This window comes from Bordetella ansorpii (genome assembly GCF_900078705.1).
GTDB lineage: Bacteria > Pseudomonadota > Gammaproteobacteria > Burkholderiales > Burkholderiaceae_B > Bordetella > Bordetella ansorpii_A.
In genome coordinates, this window is sequence record NZ_FKIF01000001.1 from 689595 (window position 1) to 706791 (window position 17197).

Genomic DNA, 17197 nt, shown 5'->3' on the forward strand with positions numbered 1-17197 from the left:
CGAACTCCGGAAAGGTTCAGGACGCCACGGCGCCCTACAGATAAGCGTTGCGGCTCCAGCCGCCATCGGCCACCAGCGTGTGGCCCGTGAGATAGGCGGCCCGGCGCGAGGCCAGGAAGACGGCCAGATCGGCCATCTCCGGCGCGCTGCCCAGCCGCCGCAGGGGCGTGCGCGCCTTCAGCCGCTCGATGTCCACACGGCCGCGCGCGTCCAGGTCGCGCAGCAGGCCGGTGTCCACGTAGCCCGGCGCCAGCGCATTGACGCGGATGCCCAGCGGGCCCCATTCCAGCGCCAGCGACTCGGTCAACAGCACCACGCCGCCCTTGGTGGCGCAGTAAGCGGCGCGGTCGGGCGCGGCCACCACGCCGTACATCGACGCCATGTTGATGACCGTGCCGCCGCCTTGCCCGCGCATGCGCCGGCCCGCGGCCTGCGCGCAATAGAAGACGCCGTTCAGATTGATATCGACCGCGCGGCGCCATTCTTCCGGCGTGACGTCCAGCGTGGGTTTGTTGGCCGACACGCCGGCGTTGTTCACCAAGACATCGACGGCGCCATAAGCGGCGTCGATGCGCTCGAAGGCATGGGCCACGGCGTCCGGGTCGGTCACGGACGCGGCCAGCGGCAAGGCTTGCGCGCCCTGTGCCCGCAATGCTTCGCACGCGGCGGACAGCGCCTCGGCGTCCCGATCCAGCAAGGCCAGCCGCGCGCCCTCGGCCGCGAAGGCCCGCGCGCACGCCAGGCCGATGCCGCGCGCGGCGCCGGTGATGACCACGGCCCGATCCTGCAACCCCGTGTCGGTTGCCCGGGATGTCTGCATAGTGTCTCCGTCCAATCAGGGCCGGCGCGGCCGGGTGGCGCGCCGATCTCGCTTTGCTTAGCTTGTCTGACCAGTTATATTTGTTGTCAGACAAATTATGAAAGCGTCGGCGGCCGGCTGTCAACGGCCAATTTCGCCGGCCACGACCCTCGGAGACAGAAAGTGATTTCGTTCCAGAACCAGACCGTCCTGGTCACCGGCGGCGCCATGGGCATCGGCCTGGCCACCGCGCACCTGATGGCGCGCCACGGCGCGCGCGTCGCCTTGTTGGACGTGGACGGCGCCCGGCTGGCCCACGCCGCCGAAGCCCTGGGCGTGCACGGCAACGAGGTGCTGATTCTCCCGGCGGACGTCTCGTCGTCCGCCGACTGCGACCGCGCCGTGCGCCAGTGCCAGGCACGGTTCGGCGGCATCGATCATCTGGTGCACTGCGCGGGCATCTATCCCGAAGCGCTGGTCAAGGACACGAGCGACGCCGACTGGCAACGCCTGATGCACATCAACCTGAACGGCACGTTCTACCTGTGCCGCGCGGTGCAACCCGCCTTGCGCGACGGCGGCTCGGTCGTGCTGCTGGCCTCGCTGGCCGCGCACCGGGGCAGCCATGCGCACGCCGCCTATGCCGCCGCCAAGGGCGCCATCCTGTCCTTCTCGCGCAGCCTGGCGCTGGAACTGGCCCCGCGCGTGCGGGTCAACGCGGTGTCGCCCGGTATAATCGCCACGTCCATGACGCGCGACCTGCTGGGCCAGAAAGGCGCGCAATTGCTGGCCAGCACGCCGCTGGGCCGCCATGGCAGCGCCGAAGACATCGCCGGCGCCATCGCCTTCCTGTGCTCGCCGCTGGCCGCCTTCATCACCGGCGAAACCCTGCAGGTCAACGGCGGTATCTACCTCTCCTGAACAGGCCGCCCCGCCTCATGACTGCTGCCTCGCTCCCGACCGATACGGCGCCGGAATCCGCGCGCCCTTCCCTGCCCGCCGACCTGGCGGCACTGCTGGCCACCCGGATCCACCAGGGCCAGCTTGCGCCCGGCGACCGCCTGCCGACCGAGCGCGAACTGGCCGAGGCCCACGGCATCAGCCGCGCCGTGGTGCGCGAGGCCATCGCCCGCCTGAAGTCCGAAGGGCTGGTCACCTCGCAACAAGGCAAGGGCGTGTTCGTCGATCCCGGCGCGCGCAAGAATGCCTTCCGTATCGCCGCCATCTCGCCCACCGACAACCAGGAACTGGAACACATCCTGGAACTGATGCTGGCCATCGAGAGCACGGCGGCGCGCTATGCCGCGCAGCGCCGCACGCCGGACGACCTGAAGCGCATCCGCCAGGGCCTGGTCGGCATGGAATATGCCGTGCTGAACGACAAGCTGGGCGACGACGAGGACTACGCCTTCCACCAGGCCATCGTGCAGGCCACGCACAACCCGCACCTGGTGGCGCTGAACGAATACCTGGAATCCAGCGTGCGCCACGTCATCCGCAGCGCACGCCGCAATACTGCGCGGATGTATGCGCAGCGCATGGCCGACGTGCAGACCGAGCACCAGGCCATCTTCCAGGCAATCTCGGATGGCGACGCGCAGGCGGCCGGCGAAGCCGCCGAGCGCCACCTGCGCAACGCGGCCCTGCGGCTGCGGCTATATAACGCCGACGACGCGCCCTGAGCCCCGACCAGCGGCATGGCGATGGTCTTGCCGCACGCCGCCGGAACGATCCGTCCGGGCCTCAGGCGAACGCCGCGCAACCATGCCGGGCGCGACGCATTGCCGTATCCACCGTGCGCAGCGTCAGGCCATAGCGCCCGGCTACCTGCTCGCGTGTCATGTCCTCCAGTTGCAGCGCGGCCAGCACGGCCTGGTCCCTGCGCGACAATCGTCCGATCACGTCCGCCACGGCGCGCAGGTCCGAACGCAGTTCGGCCAGCGCCTGCGGGCCCGGCCGCGCGTCCGGCACCTCTTCCGGACGCGCGGCCTCGCTGTCGTCCAAGGCCTGCAACGGGCGCCGCGCGCGCAATTGATCCAAAGCGACGTTGCAGGCGACCCGGTACACATAGGCCTGCGGACAGCGCAGCGCCTGGGACGCGGCGCTGTCGCCCAGGCGCAACCATGCCTCGTGCAGGCTTTCCCGCGCAAGGTCGGGGCATCCGAGCCGCCGGGCCAGGCGGCGATGCAGGCTGGCGTAATGCTCGACCAGGCAATCGCGCAGGCCCGCCGGCGCGGGGTCCGACGGCCGTACAGGCGCTCGCATCGCTACAGGCCCAGGTTGTCGCGCTCTGCCGGCGTGAGCTGCTGCCGGGCTTGCTGCGGCAGCTCCCCCAGCCCCAGTACGCGCACCGCGTTGCGCGGGTTGTAGCGACCCGCATCGCCCGCGGCGCCCGCACCCGGCCCGGTATTCGGCACGGGTGCGGAGGCGTCGCCGAATCCCAGGATCTGCACGCTGATGATCGACGGCAAGGCCTTCTGCGATTCGGTGCGCGACCGGGTCACCGCCTCCTGTGCCGCCGTGGCCGCGCTGCTGGCCGCCGCGCTGGCGCTGGCCAGCGCGCCCGTGTTCACCGCGGCCACCACCGGCATGCCCTTGGATTCGCCCTGCACCTGGATGTTGGCGGCATTCACCACCTGCAGGGCCGCGATGTTGATGTTCCCGGATACCCGGATACCCGCTTCGCCCGCGTCGATGGTGCCCAGCGGGGCGATCAGGTCCACGTCGCCCGGCGGCACTTCCGGAATCGGATTCAGCGTGGCGATCCCCGCGCCGCTGGCCGGCACTTGCGGTGACAGCGCCACGTTGCCCCACTGGTCGTACACGCGCCGCGGCGGCGTGTAGACCACCGTCGTCTTGGCGCCCCGCCCCGCGTTGATGTCGCCTTGCGCCGACCACGCCAGGATGCTGCCGCCGAAAGTGGTCATGATGCGCGACAGGCCCAGCAGGATTGACCCGCTGGAGTACAGCGAGATATCTCCCGCGCCCTGCGTCACGATGCCGGCGCCGGCGCCCGGCGCCACTCCCTGTGCGCCGACCACGATCTGCCCGGCCGGCACCAGCACGTCGATGGCCCCGCCGAACTGGGTGCGCAACGCGCCATCGCGGGTCGTGTAGGAGGCGCTGCCTGGCACGCCGGTGGCCGAGCTGTACATCGTGAAATCCCCGCCGCGCGCAAGGGTGGCGTACTTGCGCGCATAGGCCTGGCCCGCGCCATCCGCGCCCGTCGGGTCCAGGCTGGACCGCACCTGCTCGGTCAGGTCGCCGCCCGTGTCATAGACCGGGAACAGCGTGGCGATCATCTGACGCCCGCGCAGATAGCTGCCGAAGCGCGCGCTGCCAGGGTCGTTGTACTCGCGACCGCCTTCGCGCAACTCGGCGTAGTACACCGAACGCAGGAAGATGCGCTGCTGTTCCTGCGGCAGCCGCGCGAATACCGCCCTGGCCTGCTCGGCCAGCGCCTGCCGCGGACCGGCCTGCAGCGCGCGCACGGCCGCCAGGCGTTGCTCGGGCGTGGACGCGGCATACGCGGCCGGGCTCAGGCCGGTGTAGGCCTGGATGTCGAACACCGCTGGCGAGCCGTCGTCCGCGAAACGCAGCGTCGAGCCGGTATCGGGATGGTGCGCGGCCAGCCACGCGATGAGTTCATCCGTATAGACGTGGACCACCTTGTCGGGCTGGCCAGCCAACGAACGGCCAGGGGCCAGGTCGGCCTGGTTGGCGGGATCCAGGTAGCGCGCAATCAGCGCCGCCCAGTCCGCGCCCGCCACTCCCGCGCCGGCCTGCACCGCGATGGACGCGCCGGGACGGGTGTCGGCCGGGTCGGCGGGACCGATGGACAGCAGCGAGGCCTGGTCCGCCTGGTAGACATCGCGGCCCGCCGTCACCTCCAGCGAACCGGGCCCAGCGACCCTGAGATTGGCATAGATGATGTCGCGCCCGGCCTGGATGATCGATACGTCCGCGGCGTCGCCGTGCACGATCAGGCCGCCCATGCCGGCTTCGTTGACCGTGGTGGCGGGATCGTCGAGCCCGCCGCTGCCGATGATGTCTCGCCCGGCCCGCATCCACACGGGCCCGCCTCCGACGTACGCGGTGTCCGGCACGTCGTACGAAGGCTGCCGGACGTATCCGGTACGGAGGTTGGTGATGTCGCCATTCACGGCGTAGAAGCGCATCGGCTGGGCCGCATGGCCGGCCTGGCCTTCGCCCCAGATCGTCATGTAGTTGCTTCCGTAGAAGCTATCGCCGCTGGAACGGAAGCCGTAGTAGATCGAGTCGCGCGCCAGCAGGTCCAGCCTGGCGCCGGGCAGGGGCTGCAGCTCGGCCTGGCCGAACACCAGCACGTCGCCACCGCCCGCCACCGCGCTCAACGCCGAGGGATACGGACGGTATTGCGCGGCCGGCCTGTAGTAGTAGTAATCGTTGAAGCTGCCATTCACGACATTGGAGGTGACGGGCGCCACCGAGCCGCCGGCCGAGAAGAGGTCGACCGCCGTGCGGTCCGACCACAACGAGAAGGCCGAGGCGCTGATGGAGGGCATGAAGCCGGCCTCGCTGGCGCGATCGGTCTCGCCGGGATCGGTGACGTGCAGCAGGACGAGATCGCCGCGCGTGTCGATCTTTGCTCGGCTGTCCCCCAACACCAGCATGAGGCCGCTGTCGGGCTGGAAATCGTAGGGGCGCGTCGGATCGATGAGCCTGGGATCGGGATAGCTGGGCTGGCCGTAGTTGAGCTTGTTCACCAGGCCGATGGACGACGCATCCACCGACACGTCGCCCCGCACGTTGACCAGCATGCTGCCCCCCGGCTGGTTCGGGACCAGCATGGGCGCGGAGTTCAGGCGGCCGCCCACCCGCATCACGATGTCGCCCCCGCCGGTCTGCCGCAACACACCGCCACCGTCGACATAACCGCCGCCGCCCACGGCGACGACAAGGCCGCCGGAACGCATCTCGGTCAGGCCCACGTCCAGGTTGAAATCGAAGGTCTGCGGGGCCGTGACGCCGGCGTCGCCGCCCGCCACCACCGTCACGTTGCCGCCGCCCAGCGCACCGATGCCATCGAAGCCCGCCAACTGGGACAGGCCCCAGGTGTCCATGATGTAGGCGCCGAAATTGATGCCCCAGGCGCCGTCCTGCCACCGCAGCCATTCGTTGACGCGCTTCTGGTTGGCGTCGACGTCGCTCATGTAGACATAGCCGGTCATGTCGCGGCCGGCCTCCACGCGCACGTCGCCGCCGCCATCGGACAACCAGATCTCGCCATGCGCCTGCAGGCCGGGCAAGGCGGAACCGGCGGTGTACACGCCGTAGCGCGAGGCGACGCGGTAGTCGCGTCCCGCGATCAGGTCGAGATATCCGGTGCCGGTACGCACGACGCTCATCGCCTCCATCAGCCAGTCGCCGCCGCGATGCCGGTCTTCCAGCAGGAGATCGCCGCTGGCGCCCAGCGACTGGACGGACCGGACGGCCCGGGTGTCGCTGGCCGAGAGATCGGCGCCGGAAACGATGCGCATCGACCAGGAGCGGGATCCCGGCGCCAGCATCTGCGACAGCGCCCACACCTGGCCCGTGCGCCCGTCCTCCCAGCCGTAGTCGTCCTGGCTGGCCGGCGGCGGTGCGAAGCCATCGTTGATGCTGCCGTTGATCCGGATGTCACCGCCCGCGCGCATGACCAGCACGCCGGGCTCGCCGGCGCCACGCTCCCCGGAATCCGCAGCAGGGCCGTAGCGATGTCCCGACAGATCCAGGTCGCCCTGCGTGGCCAGATCCCCCGCGCTGGCGATCTCGACGCCGGGCCGCAGATGGAAGCCGGCCCCCTGCGCCGCCAGCCCCGCGAGGCGGGCGTACAGATCGCCATTGGCGTACGCCTCGGACATGAAGGCGGCGCTGTCGCCATGGATGGCGTCCAGGTAGTCCTGGCTGATGATGCCATCGGCCGGCGTGTAGGTACGGAATCCGTTGACCGCGATGCTGCTGGCGCCGGGCAGATCGATGCGGGCGGCCGCATCGATCGCGATGTCGCCGCCGCCGAGGCGCGGCGCATTGATCTCCAACGTGCCGCGCGCGATGCCATCGGCCGAGCTCAGGTCGATCCTGGCTCCCTCGGCCACGGTGACCGTGCCCAGGCGCGCCGTCAGTTCGACGACCGGACGGTTGGAGGCATCGATCGGCGCGCCGCGACTGTCGACCTGCAGCATCGTGCCGCGCGCGTCCAGCGTCGCGCCGGCGGCCAGCGTCAGCCCATCGCGGGCCGACAGCCGGATACGGCCAGGCTTCGCGCCGCTGGCGTCGATCCTGCCGGTCACGGTCAGGCTGCCGCCGTCGGCCGAGATCGTGACCGACTGCGCCTGCACCTCGTTGCCCACGACCAGGTCGCCGTGCCGCGTCGCAAAGCGCCGCTCGCCGAAGAATCCACCCGTGTTCAGCGTCGTGTTCAGGCCGGCGAAGTCGGCGATGGTGTCGGCCGAAAGCGCGAAACTGCCCGCGGCGCCGCTGCCTTCGGCTGCGCCGCGCAGCGTGCCCGCGAACAGGGATGAACCCTGCATCGCCAGGACCTTGATCGCGCCCGCATCGCTGTCGCGGGCCGATACGTCGATCAGCGAGCCCGCGGCCTGCACGATGCGCCCCGCCTGGCTTTCCACTTCCAGGCTGCCCCCCCTGCTTTGCCGCATCACGTCGAAGAACGGCAGGGCACGTCCGGCCAGGTCGATCTGCGCGTGCTCGCCCAGGAGGACGTCGCCCTGCGCCGCCGCGACCAGGCGCCCGCTGGGCAGCGCGATCCGGGTGTCCAGCAGGATCGTGCCGCCCTGCAGGCGGATCTCTCCGCCCAGCCCGGTCTGCGTGGCGGAAGCGGCGGCGGCACCGCCGCCGACCCTGATCGCGCCCCCCGCGCGCAAATCGATCATCGCACCGCTTTCGGTGGTCAGCAGGGGCGTGTCGATGGTGAGATTGCCGCCCGCATACGAGGCCGCGTCGGTCCCGCCACGGAAGACCGATACCTGGCCGCGGTTGTTGGCGGTCACTTTCTCGGAGGCGATGAACGCCACGTCCGAGAATCCCAGCGCCAACCGTTGCAGTTCCGCGGCGTTCTGGCTGCGCGCCAGCGTGTCGTAGCCGAATTCGATCTCGCGCGCCACCAGGTCGAGGCGTCCCGAGCCGGTGCCGGAACCGCCCGGCCGCACGGCGGGCGGCTGCAGGCTGGCGTAAGGGTCGGTCGGCAAGCCGCTGCCCGTGGCAATGCCGTTCCACAGCAGCGTGTCGGCGGCCAGCGTCGCCGACGTGTCCGCGTCCCCCCAGCCATAGATGGCCGGCGTATCGAGCACGACCTTGGTTTGCGCCGACCCGCCGGCGCGATTGCGCGCATCGAGCGAGACATTGCCGTAGAAATGGATGCCGTCGCGCGCCGAGAAGGACAGGCGTTCCAACGCCGAGAGATTCGTGGTGGCCGGATTGAGCAGCCGGTCCAGCGTCTTCTGCGTCAGGTTCCAGCCGGTGCCGAGCACTCCGGCCGCCTGCGCGGCGGCCAGCGACTCTTCCGTGCCGAGGTTGACGGCCGGCAGGCTGAGCGCGAGATAGCGGGCATTGAGCTGCGCCTGTCCGAGCGTCAACTGGTCGCCGGCGACGAACCCGATGGTGCCACGCGTGCGCAGCACCGCGTCATCGGCCACTTCCAGCCGGCTGGTGGCGGCATTGGAGGGCAACACCGCCGGCAGGAAATTCAGCCATCCGTTGGCCACCACCAGCGCCGATCCGAACTTCGCATTCTGCGGGGTGGTGCCGTTGGCGAACAAGTATCCCAGCGTGGAGTCGGGGACCGCCGACGTATTGCGCGTCGTGTCCAGGACCGCGCCGGCCTCGACGGAAATGTCGTCGCTGGCCAGCACGATCTGCCCGGCCTCGAGCACGGCGCCGCTGCGCACGACGATGGCTGGCTTCGTCTGCAGATCGCTGCTCAGGAAGACGTAGCCCCCCGCTCCGGCTCGGTAGGTCCCGCCCACGGACAGGATGCCCGGCGCGAAACGCGACAGGTCCGCGGCGTCCAGCGACACCATGCCCGCCGTGGCCGCCGCCGCGGCGGACTTGATTTCGATGGTGGCGCTGCCCTGGACCAGCAGGGAGCCGGCGTAGCCCTCAGCCTGCGGCGCGAATCGTGCAACGCCCTTGAAATCCAGGCCCTGGCCTGCCTGCTCGAACATCAGGATCAACTGCTTGCCGTCCATCGGCAGGCGCGACCGCGTGGTCGAGAAACGCGCGGCCTGATCGAGCGCGAAGCGGCTGTAGCTGGTGTCGTTGTACTGCGAATGGGCGCGCACCGCCTGCGCGGGTGTCACCACGACTTGGCTGGGCAGCCCCGCGCGCACCGCCGTATTGGCGATGCCGAGATAGCCCCCCACCACGTAAGAGCCGTCGCCCAGCGCGGTCACGCCCGGGTCATGCCGCAAGCCGGCGCCGATCTCCACCCGATAGGCGCCAGGCAGCAGGGCGAAGTTCGACGGCAGCAAGGTATACGCGCCCGGGGCCAGGCCCGGGATACCCTGGGGCAAGGAGATGCGCTGGCCCACCGCTGGATCGCCCGCGCCCTTCTCCCGCATGAGCGGCGCATAGTCCGCGGCGTAGCCGGGCACGATGGCATAGACCGTGTTGCCCGATCCGCTGAATCCGAAGCTGGGATTGGCGGCGGACAGCGGCGCATGCAGGATGTCGACCGACCCCCCTCGGCCCGGGATGAAGCCGGCGCCCGCCAGTTCGCCGCCGCCCGAGAGATCGAGCACGGCGCCAGGTTCGGCCTCGAACCGTTCCGCGACCACCGCCACCCTGCCCATCGCGTCTTGCGCCACCAGGCTCGACAGCGCGCGCTCCTGGCCGTCGTAGTAATACTTCAGGCCGTCCACGGTGCCGCCATAGGGGATGGTGATCCCCGCGGCGCTGACGGAGGTCTCGCTGCCCGCGCGCAGCAGCACGCGGCTGCCGTTGCGGGATTCGTAGGAACCGAGGCGGGCGCCGGCCCCCAGATGGATCGCGCCCAATGGCGCACGCAAAATGCCGCCCTGGTCGATGACGCCGCCGATCAGCGCCAACGTACCGAAGATGGACATCGGCACGGCCGCCGCTTTTCCATTGCCGCGCACGGCCAGCACGCTGTCGGGACGCGACTTGAGAGTACCGCTGCCGTCCAGGAAGGCTCCGGCCTGTATCGTCGCCGCCGCGCCGGTCACCGGATAGACCTGCGATGCCGTCAGCGTCAGGTTGCCCGCGGTCGACACCACGCCGTCGCGCAGGCGGATATCGCCGCGGCTGGAAAGATGGATGTCCGCGAAGCCCGGGGCCTCGAAGGGCCGGCTGATGACGTTGTAGCCGTTGCCGGGCACGAACGCCACGTCATAGGTATCGGAGACGCCGAACGACAACCAATTGCCGAGATCGATCAGGTCCGCCTCGACCGTCAGGGTGCCGGCATTGGCCGTCACGGCCGGCCGCCAGGTGCCATTCTTCATGTTGCGCAGGCCCGGATGCAGCCCCGCCGGTCCGCTGCTCTCGCGGGGCACCGCGCCATCCAGGCGCACCACCGGCGCCGACAGAACCACCTGGGCGCCAGGCGTCTGTTCGGCCACTGCAATGATGCCGCGCCGCAGGGTCAGGCTCTGGTTGAGCCGCAGCGTAGTGTCGCCCTCGAAGCGGATGACGTCCGCGCTCCACAAGGACAGGTCGCCGAAGCCGCCCGCCTGCACCTGGTCAGCGCCCAGCCGCGCGTTTCCGTAGTCCAGTCCCGGGTGCGCCTGGCCCGGCGCCAGGTCGGCCGGCAGCGCGGACGGCTGGCGCGCCTGCGAGACGGTCAGCACGCGTGGCACCTTCAGTGCCTCGGCGGCCGCGTCCCCGTAGACCGACGTTTCCAGGATCAGGCCGAGCCGGCCGTCCGCCGCGCCCGCGCCGCCGCCTGGCGCGCGCATGTCGCCGTCCAGCACGAGTCCCGACGAGGACGCCAGCGTGATCGATCCGCCGTTGCCCGCCAGCGTCCGCCGTCCCGAGAAGGCCGACGGACGGGCGGCGCCCGCGTCGGGATCCACTGTGGCGCTGGCGCCCGATGCATCCAGCAGCGCCCCGGGGCGAATGACGACCAGCGAGCGCGTGATGTTTTCCGGCAGCGCGCCGTCCGGTTCGAACGGTTCGGTCCCGATGCGGATCGAGCCACCGTCCGGCACGTACGCGAACGGGCGGCCGCCCTGCCCGTCGAGGCCATTCACGGCGCGCGCGGCCACGTCCAGCACGGCGCCCTCGCCTATCCAGATCGACGGTACGGGATCGGCCGGCTGGCCGGCGCGCAAGCCCAGCCCCTCGTTGATGGCGATCGTGCCGCCCCAGGCGTCCAGGCGGCCGTCTATCGTGATCTGCCCGTTGCCCGAGATCGCGATGGACTGTCCGGGATCGACCGCCACGCGCGCGCCCGCGCCGATGGAGACGGCACCGACATCGGCCAGCGACAGGCTCGCGCCCAGGCGCGGCACGACGGTCGCGGAATCGGCGTGCAGTTGGTACGTGGGCGGTGTCCAGGCGTCCAGCGCACCGGCGTCCGTTCCTGTCTTCAGGCGATCGGCCGCGTCGGTCAACCGGTAGACCGGCCTGCGCACGTCCAGTTGCGTGCCGGGTGCGATCGTGACGGGCGCGAAGCTGGCGCCGCCCACGATCTCGTAGTTCGAGAACCCCTGCTGGAAGAAGGCGGACCGCAGCAACAGCTGCCCGGCCTGCGCTGGCGGCGCTTCGTCGCTCACCAGGACCGGGCCGCCTCCCACACGCAGCGTGCCCGCGTCCCTGACGCCATAGCCCAGCAGTTCGCCGTCCAGCACCAGCCTACCTGGCCGGGACGTGGGGACGCCAGCGTAGTGGTCCGCCTCGATCGTCACGTCGCCGCCGCGCGCGCCCTCGCTGCGGCCCTTGGCCAGCACGGCGGCCCCCGAGGAGACGTCGATCCGGCTGCCTGCCGCCAACCGCACGTCGCCCGTGGCAATGAGACTGACATCGCCCCCGTCGATCCAGCCGAGCCGGGCGGCATCGCCCGCATCGAGCGCGGTATTGACGAACAGGCCGCGCAGGTCGAGCGCGGCGCCTTCGTGCAAGGTGATCCGCGACCCGCCATCGACTCCCACCAGCGGCGTGGCGTTGCCCCACCGGCCGTCCGCGTCGAATACGTTGCTGGCGCCGACGGATCCACCGCGCGCGGCGACGCGCGCGGCGACGTCGATCTCGGGCGCGACCAGCCTGAGCGCGCCTCCGTCGGCCAGCGTCAGGTCGTGCGTGATGGCGATGCCGGCGGCGCTGGCCAGTTCCAGCCGGCCCAGCCCCATCCGGCTCAGGCGCTCGGCGTCCAGCCACAGCGTGTCGGCGGACGGCACGGCATCCTGCGGGCTTCCCACGACGATGCGGCTGTCGTATGGCGGCAGGAAGCCTGCCCCCCCCACCTGCCCCACGACCAGGCCCGCCGGCCGTGCGACCTGGTTCTGGGTCAGCAGGTAGCCGTCCTGCAGGTCCGCGGGGCGCCCTTGATGCTGGCGCGGGCCGTTGTAGACACTGGCGTCGACGTCGCCGTCCAGCACTGCCTGCGGCGCGCTGACGATCAGCGTTCCCGCGTCGCGCCCCGCCGTATAGCCGGGCTCCAGCCGCCGGGTCGGGGCGATCAGCGGGTTGTAGTAGTAAAGCGTCTGGCCCCAGCGCGCGTGGACATCCTCGTAACCCTTGTAGAGCCCTTTCAAGAGCGTGGAGGCCGGCGCATCGTCCACCGTGTAGAGCCGCCCGTCGGCGCCGCGCAGCCAGCTCATGCGGACATAGCCGGTCTGCACGTCCAGCGTGCCGCCCGCCAGGTTCACCACCGCGCCCGCGCGCGTGACGACCTCGCTGCCGGACAGCGTCACGGTACCGCCCTGCGCGGTCCACTCGCCCACCGTGTGGCCCTGGTTGTCCAGGTAGCCGCTGACCTCCAGCAGGCCTCCCCCGGTGTACCAGCGGTCGGATCCGTAGCCGCCCGTGCCAGCGGGCAGCAGATCCAGGCGGCGGCGGTCCAGCCACACGTTGCTGTTGGCCAGCCTGCCGCTGTCGCGATTCAGGGGCGCATCACGCAGTTCGTTGCCCTGGACGTTGACCTGGACGTTGTTGGCCTCCATCGCCAGCCGCACGCCCACGGCGCCCGCGACGTCCAGTTGCGCCCGGTCGGCCATCACGGCGCGGCCGGCGGCGTCGGCCACGATCTGCCCGCCGGTCGCCAGGGTCAGGCTGCCGCCCTCGAAGCCTACCGAACCGCCCGAGACGATCTCGATGCGCGACTGGTCGCGACGGTCGGAAAGCCGGGAGTAGTTGTCGAAGGCGCCGGACACGGACAGCATGCGCAGGCGATCCTGCTCGGCCGACTGCGCGATCAGCGCGGCGCGCTGGCCGTCCAGAGCGATCTGGCCATCGTCCTCCACGACCACGGCCGTGACGGCGTCCGCACCCAGCACGATTCGGCCATCGGCATCGCTGCGCGCGTTCAGCAGGTGGATCGTGCCGCGCGTGTTCACCGTGGTGCTGGCCACGGCAACGCCTTGCTGCCACACCTCGTGGCCCGTCAGCGTGACGTCGCCCTCGCGCGCCTGGATCAGGCCGGTGTTGATGACCCGTCCGGAGGGATTCACCGCGTCCTGGCCGTCGGGGTCGCGCCGCACCGCCACCTCGTTACCTCGCGTGGTCGAATAGGTGTTGGCATCGGTCCCCACACCCTTGCGGATGTAGAAATCGTCGCCGGCCGCCAACACCGCCTGCCCCTTGCGCGTGACGATGGTGCCCGCGTTGGAAACCTCTGTGCCCAGCAGCAGCACATAGCCCCCACCCTGGGTCACCGAGGCGGGTTCGCGGGTGGCGATGCGAGCGCCCGCCTGCACCACGATCTTGCCGTACGCGTCCGTGAAAGTGGGCGTGTTCGGGTCGGCGCCGTGGATGCCGAAATCCCGGAACTGGTCGTCGGACAGGGTCCCCGCCGCGGCGACCAGGTTGCGCGCGTCGACCTGGCTGCCCGCGCCGAACACGATGCCGTTGCGGTTGACGATCAGCACCGTGCCATCGGCCTTGACCTGGCCCTGGATCTGGCTCGGGCGCGCCTGGGGGTCGTTCACCCGGTTCAGCACCGCCCAGGACGCATCCTGGAGGAATTGCACCGTGGTGTTCCTGCCGACGTTGAAGGTTTCCCAGTTCAGAATGGCCTTGTCCGCGGTCTGGTTTATCTCGACCGTCGTGGCGCCGTTGGCGCGGCGCTGCATGGGCAGGCCCGCGTTCTGCCACAGGGCCGGGTCGCGCAAGGCGTCCGGCGCCAGCTTGAGTCCGCCCTCGGCCAGGCCGTCAGGCACGGGCGACGCGCTGTCGGCCGCGCGCGCGGCGGCCTGCGCGGCCTGGGCCGCAGCGATCGCGCCAGCCGTCCGGTTCAGGTTGTCGATCGAGCGCGCCAGCTTCTGGCGAGCAGCCATCTGCTGCGCCTCGGGGCTGCCTGCGCCCCGGCCCGCGCCCGCCGCCTGCGCCCGGCCCGCCGCGCCCTGGGCCGCGGCGGCGTTCTTGGCCGCGCCCGAGGCCGCGAACCATGCGCTGGCCTGCGCCGCGCCCGGCATCGCCAGGCTGCCTGCCATCAGCATCGCCGCCAAGGCCTGGGCCAGCGGCGTCAGGCGCGGGCCGCCGGCATCGAGGGAACGCACGAAACGCGCGGACGAGGTCTTCATGAGGCACTTCCTGATCGAGAACCCCCCGGTCGGCGCGCGGGCGCCGGCCAAGCGTGCGATCCCCATCGTGGCCTTGTGGCGCCGACAGTCGCAGGTTCTACCGCAAGACGAATGGCGCGCCAGGAAGGGATAACGAGTTCACGGAAAAACTCCCGGCTTTTTTGTAACAGCGGCACCCGTGCCCGACGTCAGCTCATCAGCACGATGCCGCCGGGCAACTCCGTCAACTGTGCCCCGTACAGGTCGCGCAGCATCTCCAGCGCCAAGTCGGTCTGGCGTATCGAGAAGCGCATCCGGACCAACTGCCGGCCCAGCCGGGCATTGCGCAGCACGACGCGGCCGCGACGGTACCGGTTGATCTCGTCGATGACCTCGGACAGCGGACGTCCCGCGAAACTCAGCGAACCGGTGCGCCAGGCGGTGACGTCGGCGGGATCGACCGCATGGATTCCCCGGATGCCGCGCTCGTCGTAGGCCGATTGCATGCCGGGCCGCAGAATGCGGCGCTCGGGGCCACGCTGCAGCGCAAGCTCGCCTTGCAGGCACGTGACACACACCTCGGGGCCGGTATAGCGCACATTGAACAGCGCCGCCTGCGCATCGATGCGGCCATCGCCGGCCAGCACCGGGAAGGCCCGCCGCAGCCCGGGGGCGACCTGGATCTCGACTTCCCCGGCCAGCAGTTCGATGCCGCCGCCCGCGCCGTCCTCGCGCAGGTTGAAGCGGGTCTGCGTGTTCATCTGCACCGTGGCCTGGGAGGCGAGCATCACCTGCCGCTGCTCGCCCGTGCCGGTGCGGTAGTCGGCTGCCCATTCGGTCACCGCCGGCCACAGCGCCAGCGGCGGATGCACGGCCATCACCGCGCAGGCCGGCGCGGCCAGCGCCGCGCCGATGAACGCGCGCCGGCCCGGCCGCCAGGCCGGGCCGCGCGAGCCCGCGGGCGGATGGGCCAGTCCGGGATCGCGGCGCGCAGCCTCGTTCATCACGGGCTGCAGGCCTTGCCAGACCGCCACGATCTCGCGCCAGGCGCGCGCATGCTCGGGACTGCTGGCGCACCACTGGCGAAACGCCTCGGCCTGCGCGCGCGTCAGCCGGTCGGAGCGCAGCCGCACCCACCACTCACTGGCCTGTTGTTGAAGCGCGGCATAGGATTCGGGACGATCGGCGGTCATGAGGGATTCAGAATTTGCGGCGTCCGGTCAGGCTGCCGTCCTGCACGGCTTGCGTATCGGACAGGCGCTCGCGGCAGTGCTTCATGGCTTGCTGGAGTTCCTTCTTGACGGTCGCCACCGACACCTCGAAGCGTTCGGCGATTTCCGAATTCAGCAGGCCGTCCACGCGCGCGGCGGCCAGGATCGCGCGGCGGCGCGGCGGCAGTTCGGCCAGGGCGGCCTCCAGCGCCGCCAGGTCGCGCCGCGCGGTCACGATGCGCGCCGGGTCCGCCACCTCGTCGGCAATGTGGAGCAGCGCCTCGCGCTCGCTGTCGGACACCAGCATGCTGTCGCGGCGGAACGCGTCGGTGGCGATGTTCGCTGCCATGCGCAGCAGATAGGCATCCGGATTATGCACCGGTCCGCCCGTCTGCGCCCCGCCGCCCAGGCGTAGCCAGGTCTCCTGCAGCGCCTCCGCCGCGGCATCGCGCGACCCGACCATGCGCTCGAGCCGCGCCCGCAACTCGGCATAGCGGGCGGCCAGGCGCAGGCGCAAGGTGGTGCGGGCGCAGTCGGACATGGAAGGTCAGCCTCGGGAAACCGCCGCGTCCGGGCACGCGGGTTCGTCGTGCGGCCCGGCCGGCAGCAACAGGATGGACACCGGCTGCGGCATGGCGGCGGGCGGCGGCCACCCGACGTGCAGGCGCCGTACCACGGCGGAGACCGCGGCGTCGCGCGCGGGGTTGCCGGTGGTGTCCAGCAGCCGCATGCGCTGCACGGCGCCATCGGCGTCCAGCCGCAGTTGCAGGGCCAGGCGATAGCCGCCGGGGCGGCTGGCGGGCGATCCGCACAGCGCCCGGCTCAAGGCCTGCTGGATGCGGCCGACGTATTCACGGGTGCGGTCTCCGCCCTGGGCCACCCCGGGGATGCTGCCAACCGGCACCAGCGCTGGCGCGGGGAGGACCGACGCCCGCGCCGCAGCGGGCGCCGGACCGTGTACCACGATCGAATGGGCGTAGGCAGCGTAGCGCGCGGTCAGCGCGGTGCCCGCCAGCAACCGCTGCAGGGCCTGGCGGGCGTCGTAGCGGCCGCGCACCGCGCTGGCAGGATGCGCGGCATAGCGCTCATCTACCAGTACCGCGATGCCGGTCTGCCGGCTGTAGCGTTCCAGCGCGCTGCCGAGCCCTTGCGCGGGAATGTCGAAGTCGAACAGCGCCTGGGACGAGGTCTCGGAGGGCGGCATGCCCAAGGCCGACGGGGCCGCCTGGGCGTCCGTCGAGCGCGGCAGCAGGCAGGCCAGGAGCGCTGCGGCCGCCATCAGACCCATCGATGCGCAATTGCCTGTCACGAGATCATTGGAGAAGATGGCCATGGAGGCCAAAACGGGGGGCGAAGCCAGACTGCGCCAGCCACGGCCATGGCGCCCCGGATCGTAGTGGCGCTAGATGACGAAACGGTGACTGCCAGCCCACACTGGCGTGCCCCAAAGGCTGCACGGCGGCATCCCGCCG

General features: G+C 71.0%; 8 protein-coding genes. 2 read left to right on the top strand and 6 right to left on the bottom strand.

Annotation, left to right across the window (positions count from 1 at the left end):
• Positions 1-34: 34 nt before the first annotated feature.
• Positions 35-820 carry an SDR family NAD(P)-dependent oxidoreductase gene (locus A6745_RS02770; protein ID WP_066123205.1) on the bottom strand — a complete coding sequence of 262 codons (786 nt, stop codon included), beginning with the start codon at positions 818-820 and terminating at the stop codon, positions 35-37.
• A 162-nt stretch (positions 821-982) separates the two neighbouring features.
• Here A6745_RS02770 and A6745_RS02775 point away from each other — a divergent pair, with 162 nt between their 5' ends.
• Together A6745_RS02775 and A6745_RS02780 are read left to right on the top strand one after the other, a co-directional pair.
• A complete protein-coding gene (locus tag A6745_RS02775) occupies positions 983-1720 on the top strand; it encodes an SDR family NAD(P)-dependent oxidoreductase (protein WP_066123207.1) in 738 nt (245 codons plus the stop codon).
• A 17-nt stretch (positions 1721-1737) separates the two neighbouring features.
• Entirely contained in the window at positions 1738-2481 is a 744-nt protein-coding gene (locus A6745_RS02780; RefSeq protein WP_066123209.1) for a FadR/GntR family transcriptional regulator, read from the top strand.
• Positions 2482-2542: 61 nt separating this feature from the next.
• Here A6745_RS02780 and A6745_RS02785 read toward each other — a convergent pair whose 3' ends face one another.
• The 5 genes from A6745_RS02785 to A6745_RS02805 form a co-directional block, all read right to left on the bottom strand.
• Positions 2543-3064: an RNA polymerase sigma factor gene (locus A6745_RS02785; protein WP_066123211.1), complete on the bottom strand. Its 522-nt coding sequence runs from the start codon at positions 3062-3064 to the stop codon at positions 2543-2545.
• Positions 3065-3066: 2 nt separating this feature from the next.
• The gene (locus A6745_RS02790; protein WP_066123213.1) at positions 3067-14535 is read right to left on the bottom strand and encodes a filamentous haemagglutinin family protein; all 11469 of its coding nucleotides are present in this window, start codon (positions 14533-14535) and stop codon (positions 3067-3069) included.
• A 188-nt stretch (positions 14536-14723) separates the two neighbouring features.
• Complete coding sequence (locus A6745_RS02795) at positions 14724-15707, bottom strand: FecR family protein (RefSeq protein WP_066123215.1); 984 nt, start codon at positions 15705-15707, stop codon at positions 14724-14726.
• A gap of 7 nt (positions 15708-15714) precedes the next feature.
• A complete protein-coding gene (locus A6745_RS02800) occupies positions 15715-16266 on the bottom strand; it encodes an RNA polymerase sigma factor (RefSeq protein ID WP_066123217.1) in 552 nt (183 codons plus the stop codon).
• 6 nt (positions 16267-16272) lie between these two features.
• Complete coding sequence (locus tag A6745_RS02805; RefSeq protein WP_197488079.1) at positions 16273-17004, bottom strand: STN domain-containing protein; 732 nt, start codon at positions 17002-17004, stop codon at positions 16273-16275.
• Positions 17005-17197 lie beyond the last annotated feature (193 nt).